Annotated in this window: 26 protein-coding genes and 1 riboswitch; of the genes, 15 read left to right on the forward strand and 11 right to left on the reverse strand. The window is 72.4% G+C overall.

Annotation, left to right across the window (positions count from 1 at the left end):
- Window positions 1-77 precede the first annotated feature (77 nt).
- The 5 genes from CNQ36_RS04840 to CNQ36_RS04860 all read right to left on the reverse strand — a co-directional run bounded on the left by CNQ36_RS04840 (window position 78) and on the right by CNQ36_RS04860 (window position 3575).
- Window positions 78-752 (reverse strand): urease accessory protein UreF, encoded by a 675-nt coding sequence (locus CNQ36_RS04840; protein ID WP_121545063.1) that lies wholly within the window; start codon window positions 750-752, stop codon window positions 78-80.
- Entirely contained in the window at window positions 752-2473 is a 1722-nt protein-coding gene (locus CNQ36_RS04845) for an urease subunit alpha (RefSeq protein WP_121545064.1), read from the reverse strand. Before CNQ36_RS04845 ends, CNQ36_RS04840 begins: the two co-directional genes overlap by 1 nt.
- Window positions 2466-2777 (reverse strand): urease subunit beta, encoded by a 312-nt coding sequence (locus CNQ36_RS04850; protein ID WP_004934540.1) that lies wholly within the window; start codon window positions 2775-2777, stop codon window positions 2466-2468. The genes CNQ36_RS04845 and CNQ36_RS04850 overlap by 8 nt, the downstream gene beginning before the upstream one ends.
- A gap of 16 nt (window positions 2778-2793) precedes the next feature.
- On the reverse strand, window positions 2794-3096 hold the full coding sequence (locus tag CNQ36_RS04855) for an urease subunit gamma (RefSeq protein WP_040907763.1): 303 nt from the start codon (window positions 3094-3096) through the stop codon (window positions 2794-2796).
- A gap of 191 nt (window positions 3097-3287) precedes the next feature.
- On the reverse strand, window positions 3288-3575 hold the full coding sequence (locus CNQ36_RS04860; RefSeq protein ID WP_004934536.1) for a type II toxin-antitoxin system Phd/YefM family antitoxin: 288 nt from the start codon (window positions 3573-3575) through the stop codon (window positions 3288-3290).
- A gap of 68 nt (window positions 3576-3643) precedes the next feature.
- On the opposite strand from CNQ36_RS04860, the gene CNQ36_RS04865 reads away from it, so the two are divergent.
- From CNQ36_RS04865 to CNQ36_RS04875, 3 genes are all read left to right on the forward strand, one after another.
- Window positions 3644-4279: an ATP-dependent Clp protease proteolytic subunit gene (locus CNQ36_RS04865; RefSeq protein ID WP_121545065.1), complete on the forward strand. Its 636-nt coding sequence runs from the start codon at window positions 3644-3646 to the stop codon at window positions 4277-4279.
- Between the two features lie 7 nt (window positions 4280-4286).
- Window positions 4287-4595, forward strand: a complete 309-nt coding sequence (locus CNQ36_RS04870; RefSeq protein WP_121545066.1) for a hypothetical protein — start codon at window positions 4287-4289, stop codon at window positions 4593-4595.
- 347 nt (window positions 4596-4942) lie between these two features.
- Window positions 4943-5132: riboswitch (cyclic di-AMP (ydaO/yuaA leader) on the forward strand.
- 3 nt (window positions 5133-5135) lie between these two features.
- On the forward strand, window positions 5136-5609 hold the full coding sequence (locus tag CNQ36_RS04875) for a C40 family peptidase (protein WP_121545067.1): 474 nt from the start codon (window positions 5136-5138) through the stop codon (window positions 5607-5609).
- 60 nt (window positions 5610-5669) lie between these two features.
- Here the strand turns inward: CNQ36_RS04875 and CNQ36_RS04880 are convergent, their stop codons facing one another.
- Window positions 5670-6149, reverse strand: coding sequence for an ATP-binding protein (locus tag CNQ36_RS04880; protein ID WP_121545068.1), 480 nt, complete (start codon window positions 6147-6149; stop codon window positions 5670-5672).
- A 212-nt stretch (window positions 6150-6361) separates the two neighbouring features.
- Between CNQ36_RS04880 and CNQ36_RS04885 the strand changes: the two genes are divergently transcribed.
- Entirely contained in the window at window positions 6362-7222 is an 861-nt protein-coding gene (locus tag CNQ36_RS04885; RefSeq protein WP_004934525.1) for a helix-turn-helix domain-containing protein, read from the forward strand.
- A gap of 9 nt (window positions 7223-7231) precedes the next feature.
- A complete protein-coding gene (locus CNQ36_RS04890; RefSeq protein ID WP_004934522.1) occupies window positions 7232-7456 on the forward strand; it encodes a DUF397 domain-containing protein in 225 nt (74 codons plus the stop codon).
- 69 nt (window positions 7457-7525) lie between these two features.
- Here CNQ36_RS04890 and CNQ36_RS04895 read toward each other — a convergent pair whose 3' ends face one another.
- The gene (locus CNQ36_RS04895) at window positions 7526-8653 is read right to left on the reverse strand and encodes an 8-amino-7-oxononanoate synthase (RefSeq protein ID WP_121545069.1); all 1128 of its coding nucleotides are present in this window, start codon (window positions 8651-8653) and stop codon (window positions 7526-7528) included.
- A 147-nt stretch (window positions 8654-8800) separates the two neighbouring features.
- Between CNQ36_RS04895 and bioB the strand changes: the two genes are divergently transcribed.
- From bioB to CNQ36_RS04915, 4 genes are all read left to right on the forward strand, one after another.
- The gene (gene bioB / locus CNQ36_RS04900) at window positions 8801-9961 is read left to right on the forward strand and encodes a biotin synthase BioB (protein WP_004934516.1); all 1161 of its coding nucleotides are present in this window, start codon (window positions 8801-8803) and stop codon (window positions 9959-9961) included.
- A complete protein-coding gene (locus CNQ36_RS04905; protein ID WP_121545070.1) occupies window positions 9954-11234 on the forward strand; it encodes an adenosylmethionine--8-amino-7-oxononanoate transaminase in 1281 nt (426 codons plus the stop codon). Before bioB ends, CNQ36_RS04905 begins: the two co-directional genes overlap by 8 nt.
- Window position 11235: 1 nt before the next feature.
- Window positions 11236-11952: a dethiobiotin synthase gene (gene bioD, locus CNQ36_RS04910; protein ID WP_121545071.1), complete on the forward strand. Its 717-nt coding sequence runs from the start codon at window positions 11236-11238 to the stop codon at window positions 11950-11952.
- A gap of 65 nt (window positions 11953-12017) precedes the next feature.
- On the forward strand, window positions 12018-12713 hold the full coding sequence (locus CNQ36_RS04915; RefSeq protein ID WP_121545072.1) for a class I SAM-dependent methyltransferase: 696 nt from the start codon (window positions 12018-12020) through the stop codon (window positions 12711-12713).
- Here CNQ36_RS04915 and CNQ36_RS04920 read toward each other — a convergent pair whose 3' ends face one another.
- Both CNQ36_RS04920 and CNQ36_RS04925 read right to left on the reverse strand, forming a co-directional pair.
- Window positions 12714-13088 (reverse strand): fic family toxin-antitoxin system, toxin component, encoded by a 375-nt coding sequence (locus tag CNQ36_RS04920; protein WP_121545073.1) that lies wholly within the window; start codon window positions 13086-13088, stop codon window positions 12714-12716.
- 4 nt (window positions 13089-13092) lie between these two features.
- Window positions 13093-13356 carry an antitoxin gene (locus tag CNQ36_RS04925; protein WP_121545074.1) on the reverse strand — a complete coding sequence of 88 codons (264 nt, stop codon included), beginning with the start codon at window positions 13354-13356 and terminating at the stop codon, window positions 13093-13095.
- 197 nt (window positions 13357-13553) lie between these two features.
- On the opposite strand from CNQ36_RS04925, the gene CNQ36_RS04930 reads away from it, so the two are divergent.
- From CNQ36_RS04930 to CNQ36_RS04950, 6 genes are all read left to right on the forward strand, one after another.
- Window positions 13554-14366 (forward strand): ABC transporter ATP-binding protein, encoded by an 813-nt coding sequence (locus tag CNQ36_RS04930; RefSeq protein WP_121545075.1) that lies wholly within the window; start codon window positions 13554-13556, stop codon window positions 14364-14366.
- 47 nt (window positions 14367-14413) lie between these two features.
- Window positions 14414-14551 carry a hypothetical protein gene (locus CNQ36_RS34590; RefSeq protein WP_163013146.1) on the forward strand — a complete coding sequence of 46 codons (138 nt, stop codon included), beginning with the start codon at window positions 14414-14416 and terminating at the stop codon, window positions 14549-14551.
- Window positions 14552-14925: 374 nt separating this feature from the next.
- A complete protein-coding gene (locus CNQ36_RS04935; RefSeq protein ID WP_121545076.1) occupies window positions 14926-15351 on the forward strand; it encodes a GNAT family N-acetyltransferase in 426 nt (141 codons plus the stop codon).
- A gap of 160 nt (window positions 15352-15511) precedes the next feature.
- A complete protein-coding gene (locus CNQ36_RS04940) occupies window positions 15512-16900 on the forward strand; it encodes a hemolysin family protein (protein ID WP_121545077.1) in 1389 nt (462 codons plus the stop codon).
- Window positions 16897-17910 carry a hemolysin family protein gene (locus CNQ36_RS04945; protein ID WP_121545078.1) on the forward strand — a complete coding sequence of 338 codons (1014 nt, stop codon included), beginning with the start codon at window positions 16897-16899 and terminating at the stop codon, window positions 17908-17910. The genes CNQ36_RS04940 and CNQ36_RS04945 overlap by 4 nt, the downstream gene beginning before the upstream one ends.
- 72 nt (window positions 17911-17982) lie before the next feature.
- Window positions 17983-18759, forward strand: a complete 777-nt coding sequence (locus tag CNQ36_RS04950) for an SGNH/GDSL hydrolase family protein (protein WP_121545079.1) — start codon at window positions 17983-17985, stop codon at window positions 18757-18759.
- 139 nt (window positions 18760-18898) lie between these two features.
- Here CNQ36_RS04950 and CNQ36_RS04955 read toward each other — a convergent pair whose 3' ends face one another.
- Both CNQ36_RS04955 and CNQ36_RS04960 read right to left on the reverse strand, forming a co-directional pair.
- A complete protein-coding gene (locus CNQ36_RS04955) occupies window positions 18899-20095 on the reverse strand; it encodes a site-specific integrase (protein ID WP_121545080.1) in 1197 nt (398 codons plus the stop codon).
- Entirely contained in the window at window positions 20088-20696 is a 609-nt protein-coding gene (locus CNQ36_RS04960; protein ID WP_163013201.1) for a helix-turn-helix domain-containing protein, read from the reverse strand. Before CNQ36_RS04960 ends, CNQ36_RS04955 begins: the two co-directional genes overlap by 8 nt.
- Window positions 20697-20881: the final 185 nt, after the last annotated feature.

Genomic DNA, 20881 nt, shown 5'->3' on the forward strand with positions numbered 1-20881 from the left:
CGTTCAGGCCGACAGGGGGTCCGGGGGCGAAGCCCCCGGGGAACGGGAAGGGAAGGGGCGGAGGGGGCGACCACCCCTCACGTCGCGAACAGCCGCACACCCCACCCCGCATGCCCCTCCGCGAAAACCTCCAGCAACGGCGCGGACGCCGCCGGCAACACGTCGACCCCCTCCGCAGCAACCCCCCGCGCCGCCACCACCGCCCGCTCCACCACCCCGTCCACCTCGGGCGCCAGCCGCGCCGACACCCCCACCGCGTCGAAGGGATCGAGCCCCAGCAACCGCACCACCGCCGAAGCCGGCCCGCTCACACTCTCGTACGCCGCGCAGTACGCCGCGTCGGCAGCCCCGAGCCCCGCCGCCCGCGCGACCACCCCCAGCACCACCGGCTGATGCGCCCCCTTGGGAAACTCCCGCGTCAGGGCGTCGAGTTCACCGGAGGGCCACACCGCACGCCCGGCCCGCACAAGTTGCCGCCCCAGCCGCCGCCCGGCCAGCCGCAGCGCGGGCGAGGGCGTCCGCGCGTCGGCGGCCGCGTCCAGCGCCACCGGATCGGCCCCGAGCGCCGCGACGGCGGCGAGCCCCGCCGCCACCAGCCCCGAGGTGTGCAGCCGCCCCCGGCAGAACTCCTCCAGACCCGCCGCCCCGGTGACCCTCCCGGCCCGGACCGCGGCCTCGGCGCCGCCGGAGTGCGCGTGCCCCCCGGCGGGAAACCGGCCGTCGGCCAGGACGAGAAGCGTTCCCCTGGACATCAGAAGAGGAAGTACCGCTGGGCCATGGGCAGTTCGGCGGCCGGTGCCGCCTCGACCAGTTCCCCGTCGACGTACACGGCGAAGCTGTCCGGGTCGATCCGTACGTCCGGCATCGCGTCGTTCTCCCGCATGTCCGCCTTGGTCACCCCACGGGTGGAGTCGATGGTCACGAACCGCTTGCCCAGCCCCAGCCGCTCCGGCAGACCCGCCTCGACGGCCTGCTCCGCCACGAAGTTGACCGAGTTGGCGGCGGGCGCCCGCCCGATCGCCCCGTACATCGGGCGGGGGAGGACGGGCTGCGGGGTCGGTATGGAGGCGTTGGCGTCGCCCATCTGCGCATAGGCGATCTGCCCGCCCTTGAGGACGAGGAGCGGCTTGACGCCGAAGAACGCCGGGTCCCACAGCACGAGATCGGCCAGTTTGCCGCTCTCCACGGAGCCGGTCTCGCGGGCCAGGCCCTGGGCGAGCGCCGGGTTGATGGTGTATTTGGCGACATACCGACGTACCCGGTGGTTGTCGGCGCGCCCGTCGCCGGGGAGCGCGCCGCGCCGCCGCTTCATCACATGGGCCGTCTGCCAGGTCCGCATGATCACTTCGCCGACCCGCCCCATGGCCTGGGAGTCGGAGGAGATGATCGAGATGGCGCCGAGGTCGTGCAGCACGTCCTCGGCGCCGATGGTGGACGGCCGGATCCGGGACTCGGCGAAGGCGAGGTCCTCCGGTACGGCCGGGTTCAGGTGGTGGCACACCATCAGCATGTCGAGGTGCTCCTCGACGGTGTTGACGGTGAACGGCCGGGTCGGATTGGTGGAGCTGGGCAGCACGTGCGGTGCGGAGACCACGGTCATGATGTCCGGCGCGTGCCCGCCGCCGGCGCCCTCCGTGTGGTAGGCGTGGATGCCGCGCCCGGCGATCGCGGCGAGCGTGTCGCCCACGAAACCGGCCTCGTTGAGGGTGTCGGTGTGGATGGCGACCTGGACCCCGGTCCGGTCGGCGACGGTCAGCGCCGCGTCGATGACGGCGGGGGTGGACCCCCAGTCCTCGTGCAGCTTCAGCCCGACCGCGCCGCCCCTGATCTGCGAGAGCAACGCCTCCCGGGAGACGGTGTTGCCCTTGCCGAGCAGACCGATGTTGAGCGGGTACGCCTCCATCGCCTCCAGCATCCGCGCCAGGTGCCAGGGGCCGGGCGTGACGGTGGTCGCCTTGGAGCCCTCGGCGGGTCCGGTGCCCCCGCCGACCAGGGTGGTGACGCCGGAGGCCAGCGCCTCGTCGGCGATCCCCGGGCAGATGAAGTGCACGTGCGCGTCGATGGCGCCGGCGGTCAGGATCCGCCCGTTGCCCGCGATGATCTCGGTCTCGGGCCCGATGACCAGGTCCGGGTGGACGCCGTCCATGGTGTCGGGGTTGCCGGCCTTGCCGATGCCGGTGATCCGGCCGTCGCGGATGCCGATGTCGGCCTTGACGACGCCCCAGTGGTCGACGACGACCGCGCCGGTGACGACCGTGTCCGGGGTACCGTCCGCCCGGGTGGCCCGGGACTGGCCCATGGACTCGCGGATGACCTTGCCCCCGCCGAAGACCGCCTCGTCGCCCGCGCGTCCGGGGCCGCCGGAGCGGTCCTCCTCGATCTCGATCAGCAGGTCGGTGTCGGCGAGCCGGATGCGGTCACCGGTGGTCGGGCCGAACAGGTCGGCGTGGGCGGGGCGGGAGATCTCAGGCATCGAGCGCGCCCCCCGTCTCCCCCCGCAGCCCGGGCACCACACGGGCCCCGGCCAGCGGGACGAGTTCCACCTCGACGGGGATGCCGGGCTCGAACCGTACGGCGGTGCCCGCGGCGACGTTCAGCCGCTTTCCGCGCGCCGCCGCCCGGTCGAACTCCAGTCCCGGGTTGGCCTCGGCGAAGTGGTAGTGGGAGCCGACCTGGACTGGCCGGTCGGCGGCGTTGAGGACGGTCAGCGGGGTGACCTCGAGGCCCGTGTTGTAGGCGATCGGGTCGTCGGCGAACAGGATCTCTCCGGGAATCACGGCGGCCGCTCCCCCGTCAGACGATCGGGTCGTGGACGGTGACGAGCTTGGTGCCGTCCGGGAAGGTCGCCTCCACCTGGACGTCGTGGATCATCTCCGGAACGCCCTCCATCACGTCGTCCCGGGTGAGCACCCGGCGTCCGGACGCCATGAGTTCGGTGACGGTACGGCCGTCGCGGGCGCCCTCGAGGAGGTGCGAGGTGATGAGGGCGACCGCCTCGGGATGGTTCAGCCGCAGCCCGCGGGCCCGGCGCCTGTCCGCCACGTCGGCCGCGACATGGATGAGCAGCCTCTCCTGCTCGTGCGGGGTCAGTTGCACGGCTTCCCACCTCACAGTCCTCGCCCCGGACCGTGAGGACCCGGGCGCCGCGGCCGTCCGGGCCCACCCCCGGCGGCGTGGCTCGGCAGGCTAGCCGGGAGTCGTTTCGGGGACGTTAACCGAGGAGAGCGGCGGCAGCGGACGGGGACGGGGGTGCGCGGTTCCGTATGGCCGGCTCACGACCGGCCGGCTCACGACGTGGCCGTCCCCCGGTGCTCCGCCGCGATGCCGAAGCGCTGCCGTTCGCGGGGAGCGGACGGGACCTCGCGGACGCCGGCCACCGTGCTGATCACCGGCTCCTCCGCGGGCTCCGGGCGCTCCCCCTGCTCTTCGAGTCGTCGCAGGTCGTCGGCGGACACAAGGGCGACGAGAGGCTTACCGTGCCGGGTCACGACGACCCGCTCACCGCCGTACACCACTCGGTTGATGAGGTCGGCGAGCTCAGCCCTGGCTTGGGTAACCGGAATCTCGTAGGCCATGAACCCATCATAACGTCACGTACGTCCTGTACATTTTTTACAGAGGCAACCAGACAGGAGGGGCTCTCATGACCCGACCGTCCGCCCGGCACGTCCTGCCCGAGTTCACCGAACGCACGATGTCCGGGCAACGGACGATGGACCCGTACGCGAAGCTGCTCCAGGAACGGATCGTCATCCTCGGGACACGGATCGACGAGACCTCCGCGAACGATGTGATGGCCCAGTTCATGTACCTGGAGCACCACGCCCCGGACCAGGACATCTCGCTGTACATCAACTCCCCCGGGGGCTCCTTCCACGCCATGTCGGCGATCCACGACACGCTGCGCTACGTCACCTGCGACGTGGAGACCGTCTGCCTGGGCCAGGCGGAGGGGGCCGCCGCGCTACTGCTGGCCGCCGGCGCCCCGGGCAAGCGGCTCGTACTGCCCGGCTCCCGCCTCGTGCTCCGTCAGCCCGTCCTCCTGGAGCCCGTCGAGGGACAGACGAGCGACCTGGCGATCCAGGCCGAGGAGCTGAACCGCATCCGGGCCCGGATGGAGGAGATGCTGGTCCGCCACACCGGCCGCACCGCGGAACAGGTCCGGGCGGACATCGAGCGGGACACGGTCCTCGACGCCGGGGCGGCGGTCGAGTACGGCCTGGCGGACCGCGTCGTGCCCCACCGCAGGAGCCTCTCGCCCGCCTCAGGCGCGAGGTGAGCCGCCGGTGCTGCCCCCCGAGTTGCCTCCGCTGCCCGCGCTGACCCGCGCGGAGGCCGAGCTGATCGACCGTTACCTCGAGGCCGTCGACCTGCTCGGCCGGGTCAATCCCGCCCTCGGCGGCGACACCTACCGCGGGCTGCGTGCCGCCCAGGCGCTGGTCGGCAAGGCGATCGCGCTGCGCGACGCGCTGACCCTGATGCACGGGCGCGGCGAGAGCGAGCTGCACTCCGCCACGCTGGCCCGGGCCCTGCGGGTGCTGGACGGCGAACGGCGCACGGCCCGGGTCACCCTGCCGCCCGAGTCCGGCAGTTGACCCGCGCGCACCCGGCACGACGACCCCGGTCGGCGGTGCGCCCCGGCCGGGGTTGAAACGGACCAAACGGCTTACCACCATCCGGCGTAGACGAACCTGCTGTTTTCGGGGCGCCGAAGTTGCTCACCCTGCGCACCCGAATGCCGGAATGAGTCGTTCCACCGCTGGTCCGCGACTCCGCCGGGTGTCGGCCGACTCCCCGAACAGTGGGGTGTCCACCCGAACGGATGAGTGGTGAGTAACAACACAAACCACCCGTTCCGTTGGGTTTTCGATCGCGCCATGAGCCAAGATCCCTGACTGACGACAAGACCCCGCCGCCGCGGCGGGGCGATCCGGGCGGACGCCGAGTCCTGCCGCCGCCCGGATGACGGGTCGACAGGAGTGGATCGGCAGGAGTGGAGGACCCAAGCACGACGGGCCGCCGGAGCGTCAGTTCCGAGCAGTCCTTGGGGTGAAGCCGCACTCGTGCGGCCGGGCCACTTCGCCAGCCCGAATCCGACAGGTCATCCTTCACAGGCGGCTGACGAAGGGTTGCGCATGACTGCGCTCAATCGTGTCCCGTCTCTCATGGCCCGGGCCGGCACGGCCTCGGCCCTCACCCTGGCCGCCGTGGGCGGCACCATCGCGGTCCCGGGAGCCGCCTCGGAGGCCGCGGCCGCGGGCCTGGCCACCAAGGCGCTGCACATCGCCGCTTCCAAGAAGGGCTCCCCCTACCAGTGGGGCGCCATAGGGCCGAACAGGTTCGACTGCTCCGGTCTGACGCTGTACTCGTTCAAGAAGGCGGGCAAGAAGCTGCCGCGCACCGCCGACCAGCAGTACAACCACACACGCCATGTCTCCGCCAAGAGTCGCAAGGCGGGAGACCTGGTGTTCTTCCACTCGGGCGGCTACGTCTACCACGTCGGCATCTACGCGGGTAAGGGCAAGATCTGGCACGCCCCGAAGACCGGGGACGTGGTGCGCCTGCAGAAGATCTGGACCCGCAGCGTCTCGTACGGCCGGGTGAGGTGATCCGCGGGGGCGGCGGCACCGAGGGGCCCGCCGTCCCGACGTCCGTGGACGAGAGGGCGCCTACTGCTCCCGCCGGCCCGCCGCCGTGACCGTCTCGGCGGCCTGGGCGGTCTGGACGGCCTGGGCGGCCCACGGGAGCTCCACCGAGACCGTCTTGCCACCCTCACGCGTGGGGCGGATCCTCAGCCTGCCGCCGCACTCCGCGGTCAGCCAGCGAATGATGACCAGCCCGCGGCCGTTGTCCTGCTGAACCGCCGCGGGCAGCCGCTTGGGGAACCCCGGGTGGCTGTCCGTCACCCCGATGTGCACCCGCTCGTCACGGATCAGGACGATGTCCACCGTGAACGTGGGGGACTGCCCGAACGTGTGCTGCACCGCGTTGGTGGCGAGCTCGGAGACGATCAGCCGGACGGTGTCGCACAGTTCCGCGTCCGCCGGCATCCCCCATTCCTCCAGCGTGCCCACCACATGCGCACGGGCGGCGGAGACCGAGCCGGGATCGCTCGGCAGAGTGACGGATGCTTCCAGATGGTCTGCCATGGCGACGTCGTCCCTTTCCCACGGAACCGCGGTCCGGCACGGGGCGGCTGGTTCGAGTACGGTCCCGCACTGGTGGTTCGTCGTCAGACTGCCATCACCGCACGGCGCTGGGCGGCGATCCACCAAGATATGCATATATCTGTCGCCCGAAGCGGTGAACTCTGCGACGGGAGAGCGTATCCGGGCGGCTCGGAAGGAGTAAGGAGAAGCCCATGCAGAACGGTCCCGCGGTGCGCCGCCGGAAGCTGGGCGCCGAATTGCGCGCGCTGCGCACCTCGGCCAACCTCACCAGTGGTGAGGCGGCCCGGCTGGCGGGCTGGCACCAGTCGAAGGTGAGCCGGATCGAGACGGGCACGAGCGGGGTGAAACCGGCCGACGTGCGGCTGCTGCTCGACGTCTACGGTGTCGGCGATCCGCAGCTGCGGCAGTTGCTGCTGGTCCTCTCGGGCTCCGGTGACGACGGCGGCCGGCACCACTGGTGGCACGCCTACCGGGGCGTACTGCCGCCCACCTACCGGGACTTCATCAGCCTGGAGTCGCAGGCCAGCGCGATGCGCACCCTGGAGACCACGGTGATTCCCGGACTGCTGCAGACGCCGGAGTACGCCCGCGCGGTGACGGAGGCGGCGCTGGAGGGCGCGTCGGAGGAACGGCTGGACGCGCTGGTGGAGGTGCGGCTTGCCCGGCAGGACGTGCTGCGGGCGGAGCCGCCGCTGGAGCTGAGCGCGGTCCTGGACGAGGCGGTGCTGCGCCGGGAGGTCGGCGGTCCCGGTGTGATGTCCCGGCAGCTGAACCGGCTGGTCGAGGCGGCCCGGCTGCCCCAGGTGCGCCTGCAGGTCCTGCCCTTCACCGCCGGTGCGCATATCGGCGTGACAGGTCCTTTCGTAATCTTTTCATTTTCGCGCACTTCTGATCTGGATGTGGTTGTTCTCGACCACTTGACGAGTAGCCTCCACCTCGAGCGGAAAGAAGACCTCCGGGCCTACTCGGAGGCCTTCAACGCCCTTTCGATCCACGCCCTTTCGCCCGAGGACTCGTTGGATTTCATCGCCGGTGCCGCAGCCGGCGTGTAAGGAGGCACGATGCCCGCACCGCCTCGGACCATCCCTTCCAGCCCCGCACTGCGCGATGCCCGGTGGCTGCGCAGCAGCTACAGCACGGGGGCGAACAACTGTGTGGAGACGGCCCGGCCGACCACCGGAGCCCTGGCCGGACTGCTCGCCGTGCGCGACTCCAAGGCCCCGGACGGGCCCGCGCTGCTCTTCTCACCGGGCAGCTGGACGGAGTTCCTGAACGGGGTCCGCTGAGCGGACCCCGGATCGCCCACCCGACCGATCACCCCGTCGTCGAGCGACACACGGCCGTGCCCCGCCGACTCATGGCCGCGTCTCGCCGATCACCCGTACAGCGCGTTCGATCTCCGCCCCGGACAGGTCCGCGCGGGCGGTCAGCCTGAGCCGTGACACGCCGTCGGGCACGGAAGGAGGACGGAAACAGCCCACGGACAGGCCGGCCGCCCGGCAGTCGGCCGCCCAACGCACGGCCTGCTCCGGGGAAGGAGCACGCACGGAGACGACCGCGGCGTCCGGACGCACCGCTTCCAGGCCCGCGGCCGTCAGCCGGGTGTGCAGTTCCCGCGCGACCTCACCGGCCCGCGCCGCGCGGGCCGGTTCGCGGCGCAGCAGCCGGAGCGCCGCCAGCGCCGCGCCGGCCGCCGCGGGGGCGAGTCCCGTGTCGAAGATGAACGTCCGGGCCGCGTTGACCAGGTGGCCGATCACCCGGGAGGGCCCGAGCACCGCTCCGCCCTGGCCGCCGAGCGACTTGGACAGCGTCACCGTCACGACGACGTCGTCGGCGCCCGCCAGTCCCGCCGCGTGCGGCGCCCCGCGCCCGCCGTCGCCGAGCACGCCGAGGCCGTGCGCGTCGTCGAGCACCAGACCCGCGCCGTGCTCCCGGCACGCCTCCGCGAGCCCGGTGAGCGGGGCGGCGTCGCCGTCCACCGAGAACACCGTGTCGGAGACCGCGACCGCGGGCCCCTCGTGCCCGCCCAGCGCCTTGCGCACGGCGTCCGGGTCGGCGTGCGCCGCGACCTGCGTCGTCCCGCGGGCCAGCCGGCAGCCGTCGATCAGCGAGGCGTGGTTGCCCGCGTCGGAGACGATCAGGGAGCCGTGCGGGGCCAGCGCGGTGACGGCGGCGAGGTTGGCCGCGTACCCGGAGGAGAAGACCAGGGCCGCCTCGAAGCCGCAGAAGTCCGCCAGTTCGCCCTCCAGCTCGGCGTGGAGTTCGGTGCTGCCTGTGACGAGCCGGGAGCCGGTCGAACCGCCGCCCCAGGTCCGCGCGGCCCGCGCCGCGCCCTCGGTGACTTCCGGGTGCCTGGCGAGGCCCAGATAGTCGTTGCTCGCCAGATCGAGCAGCGGGGACTCGGCCGCCCGCGGACGCAGGGTGCGCACGAGCCCGGCCCGGCGGCGCAGTTCCGCCTGCTCGTCGATCCAGCCGAACGCCATGGGTCCTCCAGGGCTTTTGTAGGCAGTGCACAGACACTAGCGGCAGCCCGTACGGACCACTGTGTGGCAATACCCACACCTCGAAGCGCCTCTGTTGTACGAACTCTCCTTGGCCCCGGCGGGTCGGGTAGGACAGGATCGGCTCTCATGGACCTGCTGAACACGCTGGTGGACAAGGGGCTTCGGCGCGAGACGCCGACCCGCGCGGAAGCTCTGGCCGTCCTCGCGACGTCCGACGACGACCTGCTCGATGTGGTGGCCGCGGCCGGCAAGGTGCGCCGTCACTGGTTCGGCCGACGGGTGAAGCTCAACTACCTCGTCAATCTCAAGTCCGGCCTGTGCCCGGAGGACTGCTCCTACTGCTCCCAGCGGCTCGGTTCCAAGGCCGACATCCTCAAGTACACCTGGCTGAAGCCGGACCAGGCCTCCCAGGCGGCCGCCGCCGGTCTCGCGGGCGGGGCCAAACGGGTGTGCCTGGTGGCGAGCGGGCGGGGTCCGACCGACCGTGACGTGGACCGGGTCTCCGACACCATCCGGGCCATCAAGGAGCAGAACGAGGGCGTCGAGGTGTGCGCCTGTCTGGGGCTGCTCTCCGACGGCCAGGCGGAGCGGCTGCGCCAGGCCGGCGCGGACGCCTACAACCACAACCTCAACACGTCCGAGTCGACGTACGGGGACATCACCACCACGCACACGTACGCCGACCGGGTGGACACGGTGCAGAAGGCGCACGCGGCCGGCCTGTCCGCCTGTTCGGGTCTCATCGCCGGCATGGGCGAGTCCGACGAGGACCTGGTCGACGTGGTCCTCTCGCTGCGCGAGCTGGACCCGGACTCGGTGCCGGTCAACTTCCTGATCCCGATGGACGGCACTCCGCTCGCCGGGGAGTGGCACCTGACCCCGCAGCGCTGTCTGCGCATCCTGGCGATGGTGCGGTTCGTCTGCCCGGACGTGGAGGTGCGGATCGCCGGCGGCCGTGAGGTCCATCTGCGCACCATGCAGCCGCTCGCGCTGCACCTGGCCAACTCGGTCTTCCTGGGCGACTACCTCACCAGCGAGGGCCAGGCGGGCAAGGCGGACCTGGAGATGATCGCGGACGCCGGGTTCGAGGTGGAGGGCGCCGACCAGGTGACGCTGCCCGGGCACCGCGCGGCCGGCGGCGGCTGCGGCTCCCACGAGGGCGGCGGCGCCTGCGGTACGGCGCCCGAGGCTGCGGGAGCGTGCGGGAGCGCGGCCGACGCGCCGCGCACCGATCTGGTCGCGGTGCGCCGCCGAGGCGCCGGAACGGACCTCGCGCCCAATGCCTGAGCGGTCCGTCGCCGAGCTGCTGGAACTGGACCGGCGGCACGTGTGGCATCCGTACGGGCCGATGCCGGGCCGTCAGGAACCGCTCGTCGTGGAGTCGGCGAGCGGGGTACGGCTGAGGCTCGCCGACGGTGCGGGCGAGCTGGTCGACGGGATGTCGTCCTGGTGGTCGGCGATCCACGGCTACAACCACCCGGTGCTCAACGAGGCCGCCGGAGCGCAGCTCGGGCGGATGAGCCATGTGATGTTCGGCGGGCTCACCCACGAGCCCGCCGTGCGGCTGGCGAAGCTCCTTGTCGACATGTCGCCGGAGGGCCTGGAGCACGTGTTCCTGGCCGACTCCGGGTCGGTGTCGGTCGAGGTCGCGATGAAGATGTGCCTCCAGTACTGGCGTTCGCTGGGTCGGCCGGAGAAGCGGCGGCTGCTGACCTGGCGGGGCGGCTACCACGGCGACACCTGGCAGCCGATGTCGGTGTGCGACCCCGAGGGCGGGATGCACGAGCTGTGGTCCGGGGTGCTGCCGCGCCAGGTGTTCGCCGACGCCCCGCCCGCGGAGTACGAGGAGTCGTACGCCGGCCACCTGTGGGAGACGGTCGAACGCCACGCGGGCGAACTGGCCGCGGTGATCGTGGAGCCGGTGGTGCAGGGCGCGGGCGGGATGCGGTTCCACTCCCCCGCGTATCTGCGGGTGCTGCGCGAGGCGTGCGACGCGCACGACGTGCTGCTGGTGTTCGACGAGATCGCGACCGGGTTCGGGCGCACGGGCGCGCTGTTCGCGGCCGGGCACGCGGCGGTGACCCCGGATGTGATGTGCGTGGGCAAGGCGCTGACCGGCGGCTACCTCACCATGGCGGCGACGCTGTGCACCGCACGGGTGGCGGACGGCATCTCCCGCGGCGAGGTGCCCGTGCTGGCGCACGGTCCGACCTTCATGGGCAATCCGCTGGCGGCGGCCGTGGCCTGCGCCTCCGTCGAGCTGCTGCTCGGGCAGGACTGGCTCGCGGAGGTCAAGCGGATCGAGACCGGGCTGCGCGAGGGGCTGGCTCCGGCGGCCGGGCTGCCCGGGGTGCGGGAGGTGCGGGTGCTGGGCGCCATCGGGGTGGTGCAGCTCGATCACCCGGTGGACATGGAGGCGGCCACCCGGGCCGCCGTGCGCGAAGGGGTCTGGCTGCGGCCGTTCCGCGATCTGATCTACACCATGCCGCCGTACGTCACGGGTGACGCGGACGTGGCGCGGATCGCCCGCGCGGTGTGCGCGGCGGCGAAGGAGGGATGACATGCCGGTGATGGTGATCACGGGGACGGGCACCGAGGTCGGCAAGACCGTGGTGACGGCCGCGGTCGCCGCGACGGCGCTCGCGGCGGGCCGGTCGGTGGCGGTGCTGAAGGCGGCGCAGACGGGTGTGCGGCCGGGCGAGCCGGGGGACGCCGAGGAGGTCGCGCGGCTCGCCGGTCCGGTGACGACGGCCGAACTCGCCCGGTACCCGGATCCGCTGGCGCCCGCCACGGCGGCCCGCCGCGCGGGGCGGGCGCCGGTGCATCCGCACGAGGTCGCGGAGCGGGCCGCCAAGCTGGCCACCGAGCACGACCTGGTGCTGGTGGAGGGCGCGGGCGGGCTGCTCGTACGGTTCGACGCGGCCGGCGGGACGCTGGCGGACGCGGCGGCGCTGCTGTCGGCGCCGGTGCTGGTGGTGGCGTCGGCGGGGCTGGGCACCCTGAACGTCACGGAGCTGACGGCACGTGAACTGCGCGGACGGGGGCTGGGCCTGCTGGGTGTGGTGATCGGCAGCTGGCCCGCGGAGCCCGATCTGGCCTCCCGGTGCAACCTGCTGGACCTGTCGGACGTGACCGGCGCCCCGCTGCTCGGGGCCGTACCGGCCGGGTCGGGCACGCTCGGCCCGGCGGGGTTCCGGACCTCGGCGCCGCACTGGCTGGCCCCCCGGCTGGAGGGAACCTGGGACGCGGAGACGTTCCGGGTGCGCGAGGCACCCTGACGGCAGGGGTGCGGACCGCCCGTTCGGGGGAGAATCGGCTTAGGCACGTCCTGGGGGAGGTCCTCATGCGGTTGTCGTCCGGCCGGTCCACCAAGGTGGAGCGGGATGCCCATCCGCTGTTCGCGCGGTACTACGCCCGGCTCAGCGTCGCCGCCGAGACCCGCGCGGGGATGGCCGGGGTGCGGCGCAGACTGCTCGGCGGGCTGTCCGGCCGGGTGATCGAGGTCGGCGCGGGCAACGGTCTGAACTTCGCGCACTACCCGGGCACCGTCTCGGAGATCGTCGCCATCGAACCGGAGCGGTCGCTGCGCGCGCTGGCCGTGGAGGCCGCCCTGCGCGCCGAGGTGCCGGTGGACGTCGCGCCGGGTGCGGCGGAGGCGCTGCCGGTCAAGAGCGAGGCGTTCGACGCGGCGGTGCTCTCCCTGGTGCTGTGCAGCGTCCGGGACGTGCCGCGGGCGCTCGCGGAGCTCAGGCGGGTGCTGCGGCCCGGCGGCGAGGTGCGGTTCTTCGAGCACGGCCGGGGCGGCGGCCGGGTCATGCACCTCACCCAGCGGGCGCTCGACCGGACGGTGTGGCCGCCGCTGGCCGGTGGCTGCCATGTGTCGCGGGACCCGGTCGGGGCGCTGCGGGACGCGGGGTTCGAGCTCGGCCCCTACCGGCGGATGCTGATGCCGGAGAAGGGCCCGGCGCTGCCGACGTCCTTCTGCGTCATGGGGACCGCCTGGCGGCCGCCGGGCGACACGGCGGCCGGCGGGAGCTGATCACTCGCTCCAGCGGCGCAGCTCGGCCGCGATCTCCTCCACGGTGGCCTCGCCGGTCTTGACCAGCCGGGCCAGATCGCGCACCTGCTCCGGCGAGGTGACGACCTTCAGACCGCTGGCGACGAGGTAGGCGTAGGCGACGGCGGAGGCGAAGAGGGCGTTGGAGCGCTCCAGCGCGGGGATGTGGATCAGCAGCTGGAGCAGCGCCGCGGCGCGGGCGTGCGGGCTGTCGTAGACGGGGACGTCGAATATCTCGGCCCGGTGCCGTGCGACGGCGGCGACGAGGGCGCCCCAGTCGGTGACCTGGGGGTCCCCCGGGGTCTGCTGCTCGGCGAGCATGAGCAGCCACGCGAGGTCGATGCGCAGATCGTTCAACGGCTCAGCGGCGACCTTCGCGCGCGGCGTCGCCCCTGCCTTCGCCCCTGCCTTCGCGTTCCTTGCCGAACTCCTCGGCGAAGACGCTCTCGTACTGCTTCATGAAGTCGGCGGCGGCCTCCACGAAGGCGCGGCCCGCCTCGCCGGCGTCCTGCCTGACCAGTTCCTCGATGTAGCGGTTCACGCTCATCCCGCGCGCCAGGGCGCGTTCCCGTGCCGCGCGGGCGGTGCCCTCGTCCACGCGCACGTTCAGCTGGGTCTTCGCCATACCTCGAAGCTAGCGCCGGTGCGCTAGCGGTGGCAAGCGCGCCACCGGAACGGAGAAGGTGCCCCTTACACCGGCCCCGGGGGCCGAGACCTGGGGTGGAGAAGGCCCCACACCCACGGGGGATATCGGGTGTGGTCCGGATCACACTACTCTCTGCGCGACACGCACGACCTGACGTCCACTCGGAGGAGGCTGCCTTGTCCACACCTGCTGCGGAGCGCGCCCCCGGCCTCGCGTCGGCCGACGGGATCGCGGCCCGTGCCCGCGGTCTGACCAAGGCGTACGGCTCGGGCGAGACGGCCGTGCTCGCCCTGGACTCGGTGGACGTGGACATCGTGCGCGGACGGTTCACCGCGGTCATGGGCCCCTCGGGGTCCGGGAAGTCCACGCTGATGCACTGCCTGGCGGGACTCGACACCGTCTCGGCAGGACAGGTGTGGCTGGGGGACACCGAGATCACCGGCCTGAAGGACCGTGAGCTGACCCGGCTGCGGCGGGACCGCATCGGGTTCATGTTCCAGTCGTTCAACCTCATCCCGACGCTGAACGCGCGGGAGAACATCACCCTGCCCATGGGCATCGCGGGCAAGCGACCCGACGAGAAATGGCTCGACCAGGTCATCGACACGCTCGGTCTGCGCGACCGCCTCCGGCACCGGCCGGCGCAGCTGTCCGGCGGGCAGCAGCAGCGGGTGGCCTGCGCCAGGGCGCTGGCCTCCCGGCCCGAGCTGATCTTCGCGGACGAGCCGACCGGCAACCTCGACTCCCGGGCGGGCCTCGAAGTGCTCGGATTCCTCCGTGAGGCCGTGGACTCGCTCCGGCAGACCGTCGTCATGGTCACGCACGACCCGGGCGCCGCCGCCCACTCCGACCTGGTGCTCTTCCTCGCGGACGGCCGGATCGTGGACGAGATGCGGCAGCCCACGGCGGAGTCGGTGCTGGAGCGGATGAAGCGCTTCGACGTGCTCCGCGCCCCCGCCGACGGCGCGTCGGCCGCCGGGGAGGCCTGACGCCGCTGTCCGCGCCGGCCGTCGTCCTGTCCGTGGCCTTCGTGGGCATGACCGCCCTCGCCGTCCTCAGGGGCACCATCGCGGCGGTCGTCGTCGGGGCGGCGGCGGTGGGCATCGCGACGGCCCTCCTGCCGGCGCTTCGGGCGTCCCGGATGAACGTCCTGGAGGCCGTCGGCCACGAGTAGAACCCGCTCGCGCGTGGGCGGGTGTCGTGCCGCGCGAGCCGTCCGGCCTCGACGCCCCGCCCGGGGCACGGCTGACGGCCCGGGCGTCCTCGGGCCCCGCCCCGCACAGCCGCAGCCGCCGGACCGACGACCGCGCCCCGGCCCCGCGGGCCCTGCCGGGCAGGGGTCGCGGCGACACGAGGTTCCGCGGGCGCACGGGAGACTGCGGCGCCGCTCTTGAGCCGCCGGGGCGGGCGGAGCTCGACGGGAGCCCCGGGGCGGGGCGCGTGCCGGGGACGGCGTCCGGTGCGGCCGTGTGGGACGGGCGGCGGGCCGGGTGGTCCGGATCGTGGAATTCCGTGTCGCGCACGGACACACCTGCTGGGATCGTCCGCATGACCGAGCTGCGCGTACGGGCCGCGACGCCCGAGGACCTCGACACCGTGCTGGCCTTCTGGAAGGAGGCCGCCGAGGGCACCAGCATCAGCGACGACCGGGACGGCGTGGAACGGCTCGTGGCCCGCGACCCCGAGGCGCTGATCCTCGCCGAGCGGGGCGGCCGGCTGGCCGGCACGGTGATCGCGGGCTTCGACGGCTGGCGGTGCCATCTGTACCGGCTGGCGGTGCACCCCGACCACCGCCGTCAGGGCATCGGCACCGCGCTGCTGACCGCCGCGGAGGAGCGCTTCGAACGGCTCGGCGGGCGCCGCGCGGACGCGATGGTCCTCGAACGCAACGAAACCGCCCACCATGCATGGGGCGCGGCGGGGTACGCGCGGGAGGAGCGCTGGCGGCGCTGGGTGAAGCCCCTCGCCGGGTGATCCACGACCCCGCCGGCGTCCCTTGACCGTTCGTTCACCCCGGGAGGGCCGCCCGGTCCTCCCCGAAAGGTTGTGTGCGTCCGCCCATGGACGAGCCTTCGCTCCTCCCCCACAGCGCATCCGTCCCCGTCCTGTCCGACCATGGGACAGAGGTGACCCGATGACCGAAGTGCTCCTCCTTCTGGCGGCGATCCTGCTCTCGCTCGCCTGCGGCGCCTTCGTCGCGGCCGAGTTCTCCCTGACCACGGTCGAGCGGGCCGAGCTGGAGCGGGCCGTCGAACGCGGCGAGCGGGGCGCGGCCGGCGCGCTCAAGGCCGTACGGGCCCTGACGTTCCAGCTCTCCGGCGCGCAGCTGGGCATCACGGTGACCAACCTGGTGGTCGGCATGCTGGCCGAGCCGTCGATCGCCGCGCTGATCGCGGGCCCGCTGGAGGACATGGGCGTCTCCGGTTCGGTGGCGCGCTCCCTCGCCCTGGTGATCGGCACGGCCCTGTCCACGGTCTTCCTGATGGTGGTCGGCGAGCTGGTGCCCAAGAACTGGGCGATCTCGTCGCCGCTGGCGGTCGCCAAACGGGTGGGCAACGCGCAGCGCTGGTTCAGCGCCGCCTTCCGTCCGTTCATCACCCACCTGAACAACACGGCCAACCGCATCGTGCGCCGCCTCGGGGTGGAGCCCGCCGAGGAACTGGAGTCCGCGCGCAGCCCCCAGGAACTCGCGGCGCTCGCCCGGCACTCCGCCCGGGAGGGCGCCCTGGAGCCGGACACCGCCGAACTGTTCGTGCGCACGCTGAACCTCGCCGACCTCACCGCGGAGAACGTGATGACGCCGCGTGTCCAGGTCGTCGCCCTGGACGTCCGGGCGACCTGCGAGGACGTGGCCAACGTGACCCGGGCGACGGGCCTGTCCCGCTTCCCCGTCTACCGCGACACCCTCGACGCGGTGGTCGGCACCGCGCACGTCAAGGACGTGGTGGCACTGCCCGCCGACCGGCGTGCCCACACGCCGGTGTCGGACCTGATGCGCGAACCGCTGCTGGTCCCCGGATCGCTCACCGTCGACCGGCTGCTGGACCGGCTCTCCGGGCGGCGCACCATGGCCGTGGTGATAGACGAGTACGGCGGCACGGCGGGGGTGGCCACGCTCGAGGACATCGTCGAGGAGGTCGTCGGCGAGGTCCGCGACGAGCACGACCCGCACGAGACGCCCGACCTGGCGCGGGCCGGCACCGACAAGGACGGCCGCCCGCTGTTCTCGGCCGACGGCGCCGCACGCGTGGACCACCTCGCCCGGGTCGGCCTGCGCGCGCCCGAGGGCCCGTACGAGACCCTCGCCGGGCTCGTGGCGGCCGAGCTGGGGCGGATCCCCGACGCCGGGGACACCTTCGAGGTCGCCGGCTGGCGGCTGGACGTGGTGGACGCCACCGGCCACCGCGCGGCACGCGTCCTGCTGCACGCGCCGCGCGACGAGAGGAACCGGGCGGAGCGCGGGACGGACGGGGCGGCGAGCCCGGCGAACGGGGCCGTGAACGGTGAGGGGGCGCGGCGATGACCGTCGTACAGTTGTTGATCGGACTGGCGACGCTGGTCGTCAACGCCTTCTTCGTGGGGGCCGAGTTCGCGCTGATCTCGGTCCGCCGCAGCCAGATCGAGCCGTACGCCGACCAGGGCGACCGGCGCGCGAAGCGCGTGCTGTGGGGGCTGGAGCACGTGTCCGCGCTGATGGCGGCCGCCCAGCTCGGCATCACGCTGTGCACCCTGGTCCTCGGTGTCGTCGCCGAGCCGGCCATCGCGCATCTGCTGGAACCGGTGTTCCACGCGGTGGGCGTCCCCCAGGGCGCTGGGCACGCGGTGTCCTTCGTGATCGCGCTGACGCTCGCGACGTACCTGCACATGCTGCTCGGCGAGATGGTGCCGAAGAACATCGCGCTCGCCGAGCCGGCCCGCAGCGCGCTGGTGCTGGGCCCGCCGCTGGTGACGATGGCCCGCGCGCTGCGCCCGGTGATCTTCACGGTCAACGCCTTCGCCAACGCGCTGCTGAAGCTGTTGCGGGTCGAGACGCGGGACGAGGTCGTCGCGTCCTTCTCGGACTCCGAGCTGGCCCAGATCGTGAAGGACTCCGGCGAGGCGGGCCTCATCGACGAACGGGCGCGGGAGCGGCTGCACGACGCGCTGGAGCTGGGCCGCCGGCCGGTGCGGGACGTGGTGATGCCGTTGGAGCGCGTGGTCTACGCGAGCGTGGGCGTCACTCCGGAAGGACTGGAGCGGCTGTCGGCGGAGTCCGGGTTCTCCCGCTTCCCGGTGGTGGACGGGCAGCGGCGGATCGTCGGCTACCTCCATGTGAAGGACGCCCTGGACGCCTCTCCGCGCGACGTGCCGTTCCGGCTCGGTGACATGCGGTCCATCGCGCGGGTGCGGGAGAGCACGCCGATGGACGACGTCCTGACCGCCATGCGGGGCAGCCGTACGCATCTGGCGGCCGTGCTCGGGACCGACGGGCGGCTGGCCGGGCTGGTGACGATGGAGGACGTGCTGCAGGAGCTCTTCGGGCAGCACGCCTGAGCGCGGGCGAGGGCGAGGGCGACCGACCGACCGACCGACGGGTATGTGCCACGGGATACCATCTCTGTCGCCATGCAGACGAATCCCACCTACAACAGCCTGGTCGCCCTCGGCGACTCCTTCACCGAGGGCATGTCCGACCGCCTCCCCGACGGCAGCTACCGGGGCTGGGCCGACCTCCTCGCCGCGCGGATGGCGGCCGCCGGCCCCGGATTCCGGTACGCCAACCTCGCCGTGCGCGGCAAGCTGATCCAGCAGATCGTCGACGAGCAGGTGGAGGTCGCCGCCGCCATGCGGGCCGACGTCGTCACCCTGGTCGGCGGTCTCAACGACACCCTGCGGCCCAAGTGCGACATGACGCGGGTGCGGGATCTGCTGACCGAGGCCGTGGAACGGCTGGCCCCGCACTGCGGACAGCTGGTGCTGATGCGCAGCCCGGGCCGCCAGGGGCCGGTCCTGGAACGCTTCCGTCCGCGCATGGAGGCGCTGTTCGCGTGCGTCGACGAGCTCGCCGAGCGGCACGGCGCGCTGGTCGTCGACCTGTACGGGGCGCCGTCGCTGGCCGATCCCCGGCTGTGGGACGTGGACCGGCTGCATCTGACGGCGGACGGGCACCGCAGGGTCGCGGAGGCGGTCTGGCAGACGCTGGGCCACCCGCCGGAGGACCCCGAGTGGCACCTGCCCCCGGAGGCGACGCTGCCGCCGCGCTGGGCGGCGCGGCGGGTCGCGGACGCGCGGTTCGCCCGGCAGCACCTGCTGCCGTGGATCGGCCGCCGGCTCACCGGCCGTTCCTCCGGCGACGGCCTGCCGCCGAAGCGCCCGGAGCTGCTGCCCTACGAGGTCCGGTAGTCCCGTCCTGTGCGTTCCTCCAAGTCACCCCGTGGCGTCGGCCTGCAGGAATCGCCAGTAGACTCCCTGTACTGTTCTACGGATAGAGGGATTCCAGCAGGTCAGACACCCTAAGTGATCCGCCAAGGGTGATCATTTCTCACGAAATCTCACGGGCGTCCGCAGGGAGGGCCCCGTGGAAGCTGTCGAGAGCAGCGGCAGCACCCCGCATGTCCTCGGCCTCGATGGACACATAGCGACGCTTAGTGAACGACGCGTTCGTATGACCGGCCCACGCGGCGAGGATGACGTCAGGGACCCCGGCGAGCGCGAGCGCCTTCAGCACCGAATGCCGGGCGTCATACAGGCGCACCTGCCGTAGCCCCAGCCGGCGCATCGTCCGGTAGGCGTGCTCCCGTAGCTGCCGCGTGTTCAACGGCATCCCCAGCTCGTCGACGACGACGTACCCGGTGTCCGTGTACGCCTCCCCCGCCGCAAGCTTCTCCGCGGCCTGCCGGGCACGGAAGGCCCGCAGCGCCTCCCACGGGCCCTGTGGCAGCGGCAGGACCCGTTCACCCGACGCCGTCTTGGTGTCCTTCTCCAACACCCGCGCGTTACCGATCATCGTGCGGGTGTTGGCGATCTCCAGCGTGCCGAGCTGCAAGTCGATGTCCGCCCAGCGCTGCCCGCACACCTCCGCCGGCCGCAGACCCATCAGGGACAGCAGCAGCGGCGCGAACAGCCGATCGTCGGCGATGCCGCGGATGAACGTCTGTACCTCGGCCACGGTCCACGGCTTCGGCCGTGCCCGCTCCCGCTTGTCCGTCTTCTTGTCGACCAGCGACGGCCGCACCTCGGCGGCCACGTTGACGCTGACCAGCTTCCGGACGACGGCCCGCCCGAGCGCGCTCCGCAGCCGAACCAGGATGCCCTCGACCGTGGAGATGGCCAGCCGCGTACCGGGCTCACCTCCCTTGCGCCGGCCCGCGGCGACCAGGCCGTCAACGAAGTCGCGCACCTGGTCTTCGGAGAGCTCTTGGAGGCGGATGTGCCCGAGCTGCTCGTAGACGTGCACCAGGGCGATCCGGTAGGCGCGGATCGTCGTCTCCTCGACGTCCCGCCGCTTGTACTCCAACCACTGGTCAAGCCACTCAGCAAGCGTGATCTTGTTGGGGACGATCAGGGTTCCCGCGGCACGCTGGTGAAGGATCCGGTCGCGTTCCTCGCGGCACTCCTTGGCGGTGTCTCTGGTGACGGTCACCTGGATCCGCTTGCCGTTCTCGTCGCGGCCGGCGTCGACCATCAGGCGATAGCGGACCTTCCCGCTCGACAGGACGATCCGCTTCGGCTCAGCCATCCTCGCCACCCTTCGCCTCGACCCCCAGAAGGCGGGCCAGCAGCGCGTCAGGGTCGATGTCCTCCCCCGTCTCCTCCTTGTACCGCTTCCGCATCTCATCCATGGCCTTCCGACCTTCCTCGGTCGGCGCCATCGGCTTAGCGATGGCCGCGCGGACGCTGTACCCCACATGCTCCGCGAGCCACTGTGGCGCCCCGAACAGCCGATGCTCGACGAGCTCCGTGTTCTCTTTACCCGGCGTGATGGTGAGCGGCACACGCCCGATTCCCCACTCCCACGCGGCAAGCGCGTCGACTTCTCCTCCTCCCGTGATCTCGACGCGGTCGGCAGCACGGTCGGTAAGCGGCAGCAGCAGGGCTGTAGGACTGACGCCGAAGGCGACAGCAAGCGCGGCCAACTCATCGACGGTTACGACGCGCTCGCCCTTCTCCATGCGCGTGATCCCCGAGGCCGGGATGCTGCGGCCGGCGCGTTCGAGGATGCCGGACAGCTGCCGGGTCGTGAGTTCCCTGCGCTTACGCAGGCGAGCAATGTTCGCCGCGACGGTCTGTCCTGTGGGTCCTACCTCGATGGCGCGTCGCCCGCGCTGCTGGTCTGCCATAGGAAGCAGGTTAAGCAACAGCTCTGACCTTGTTGTGCATCCGGTCTCCGGTGCTAGAGTCTCCATAGGTGCATTCTAGGAACGCATGGTGCATTTTAGCAACGGATGGTTCTGGAAGGAGGGTCGCACGGTGAAGGAAGAGTTCCTGTCGCCCAAGCAAGTCGCCGACGAGTACCCGATACTCG

Source organism: Streptomyces fungicidicus, from assembly GCF_003665435.1.
Classification (GTDB): Bacteria; Actinomycetota; Actinomycetes; order Streptomycetales; family Streptomycetaceae; genus Streptomyces; species Streptomyces fungicidicus.

What these genes read in the sequence shown, in the direction of transcription:
- CNQ36_RS04840 (WP_121545063.1), bottom strand. Translation starts at nt 752, where the DNA reads ATGTCCAGGGGAACGCTTCTCGTCCTGGCCGACGGCCGGTTTCCCGCC.
- CNQ36_RS04845 (WP_121545064.1), bottom strand. Translation starts at nt 2,473, where the DNA reads ATGCCTGAGATCTCCCGCCCCGCCCACGCCGACCTGTTCGGCCCGACC.
- CNQ36_RS04860 (WP_004934536.1), bottom strand. Translation starts at nt 3,575, where the DNA reads ATGGCCTACGAGATTCCGGTTACCCAAGCCAGGGCTGAGCTCGCCGAC.
- CNQ36_RS04865 (WP_121545065.1), top strand. Translation starts at nt 3,644, where the DNA reads ATGACCCGACCGTCCGCCCGGCACGTCCTGCCCGAGTTCACCGAACGC.
- CNQ36_RS04875 (WP_121545067.1), top strand. Translation starts at nt 5,136, where the DNA reads ATGACTGCGCTCAATCGTGTCCCGTCTCTCATGGCCCGGGCCGGCACG.
- CNQ36_RS04880 (WP_121545068.1), bottom strand. Translation starts at nt 6,149, where the DNA reads ATGGCAGACCATCTGGAAGCATCCGTCACTCTGCCGAGCGATCCCGGC.
- CNQ36_RS04885 (WP_004934525.1), top strand. Translation starts at nt 6,362, where the DNA reads ATGCAGAACGGTCCCGCGGTGCGCCGCCGGAAGCTGGGCGCCGAATTG.
- CNQ36_RS04890 (WP_004934522.1), top strand. Translation starts at nt 7,232, where the DNA reads ATGCCCGCACCGCCTCGGACCATCCCTTCCAGCCCCGCACTGCGCGAT.
- CNQ36_RS04895 (WP_121545069.1), bottom strand. Translation starts at nt 8,653, where the DNA reads ATGGCGTTCGGCTGGATCGACGAGCAGGCGGAACTGCGCCGCCGGGCC.
- bioB (WP_004934516.1), top strand. Translation starts at nt 8,801, where the DNA reads ATGGACCTGCTGAACACGCTGGTGGACAAGGGGCTTCGGCGCGAGACG.
- CNQ36_RS04905 (WP_121545070.1), top strand. Translation starts at nt 9,954, where the DNA reads ATGCCTGAGCGGTCCGTCGCCGAGCTGCTGGAACTGGACCGGCGGCAC.
- bioD (WP_121545071.1), top strand. Translation starts at nt 11,236, where the DNA reads ATGCCGGTGATGGTGATCACGGGGACGGGCACCGAGGTCGGCAAGACC.
- CNQ36_RS04915 (WP_121545072.1), top strand. Translation starts at nt 12,018, where the DNA reads ATGCGGTTGTCGTCCGGCCGGTCCACCAAGGTGGAGCGGGATGCCCAT.
- CNQ36_RS04925 (WP_121545074.1), bottom strand. Translation starts at nt 13,356, where the DNA reads ATGGCGAAGACCCAGCTGAACGTGCGCGTGGACGAGGGCACCGCCCGC.
- CNQ36_RS34590 (WP_163013146.1), top strand. Translation starts at nt 14,414, where the DNA reads ATGACCGCCCTCGCCGTCCTCAGGGGCACCATCGCGGCGGTCGTCGTC.
- CNQ36_RS04935 (WP_121545076.1), top strand. Translation starts at nt 14,926, where the DNA reads ATGACCGAGCTGCGCGTACGGGCCGCGACGCCCGAGGACCTCGACACC.
- CNQ36_RS04940 (WP_121545077.1), top strand. Translation starts at nt 15,512, where the DNA reads ATGACCGAAGTGCTCCTCCTTCTGGCGGCGATCCTGCTCTCGCTCGCC.
- CNQ36_RS04945 (WP_121545078.1), top strand. Translation starts at nt 16,897, where the DNA reads ATGACCGTCGTACAGTTGTTGATCGGACTGGCGACGCTGGTCGTCAAC.
- CNQ36_RS04950 (WP_121545079.1), top strand. Translation starts at nt 17,983, where the DNA reads ATGCAGACGAATCCCACCTACAACAGCCTGGTCGCCCTCGGCGACTCC.
- CNQ36_RS04955 (WP_121545080.1), bottom strand. Translation starts at nt 20,095, where the DNA reads ATGGCTGAGCCGAAGCGGATCGTCCTGTCGAGCGGGAAGGTCCGCTAT.
- CNQ36_RS04960 (WP_163013201.1), bottom strand. Translation starts at nt 20,696, where the DNA reads ATGGCAGACCAGCAGCGCGGGCGACGCGCCATCGAGGTAGGACCCACA.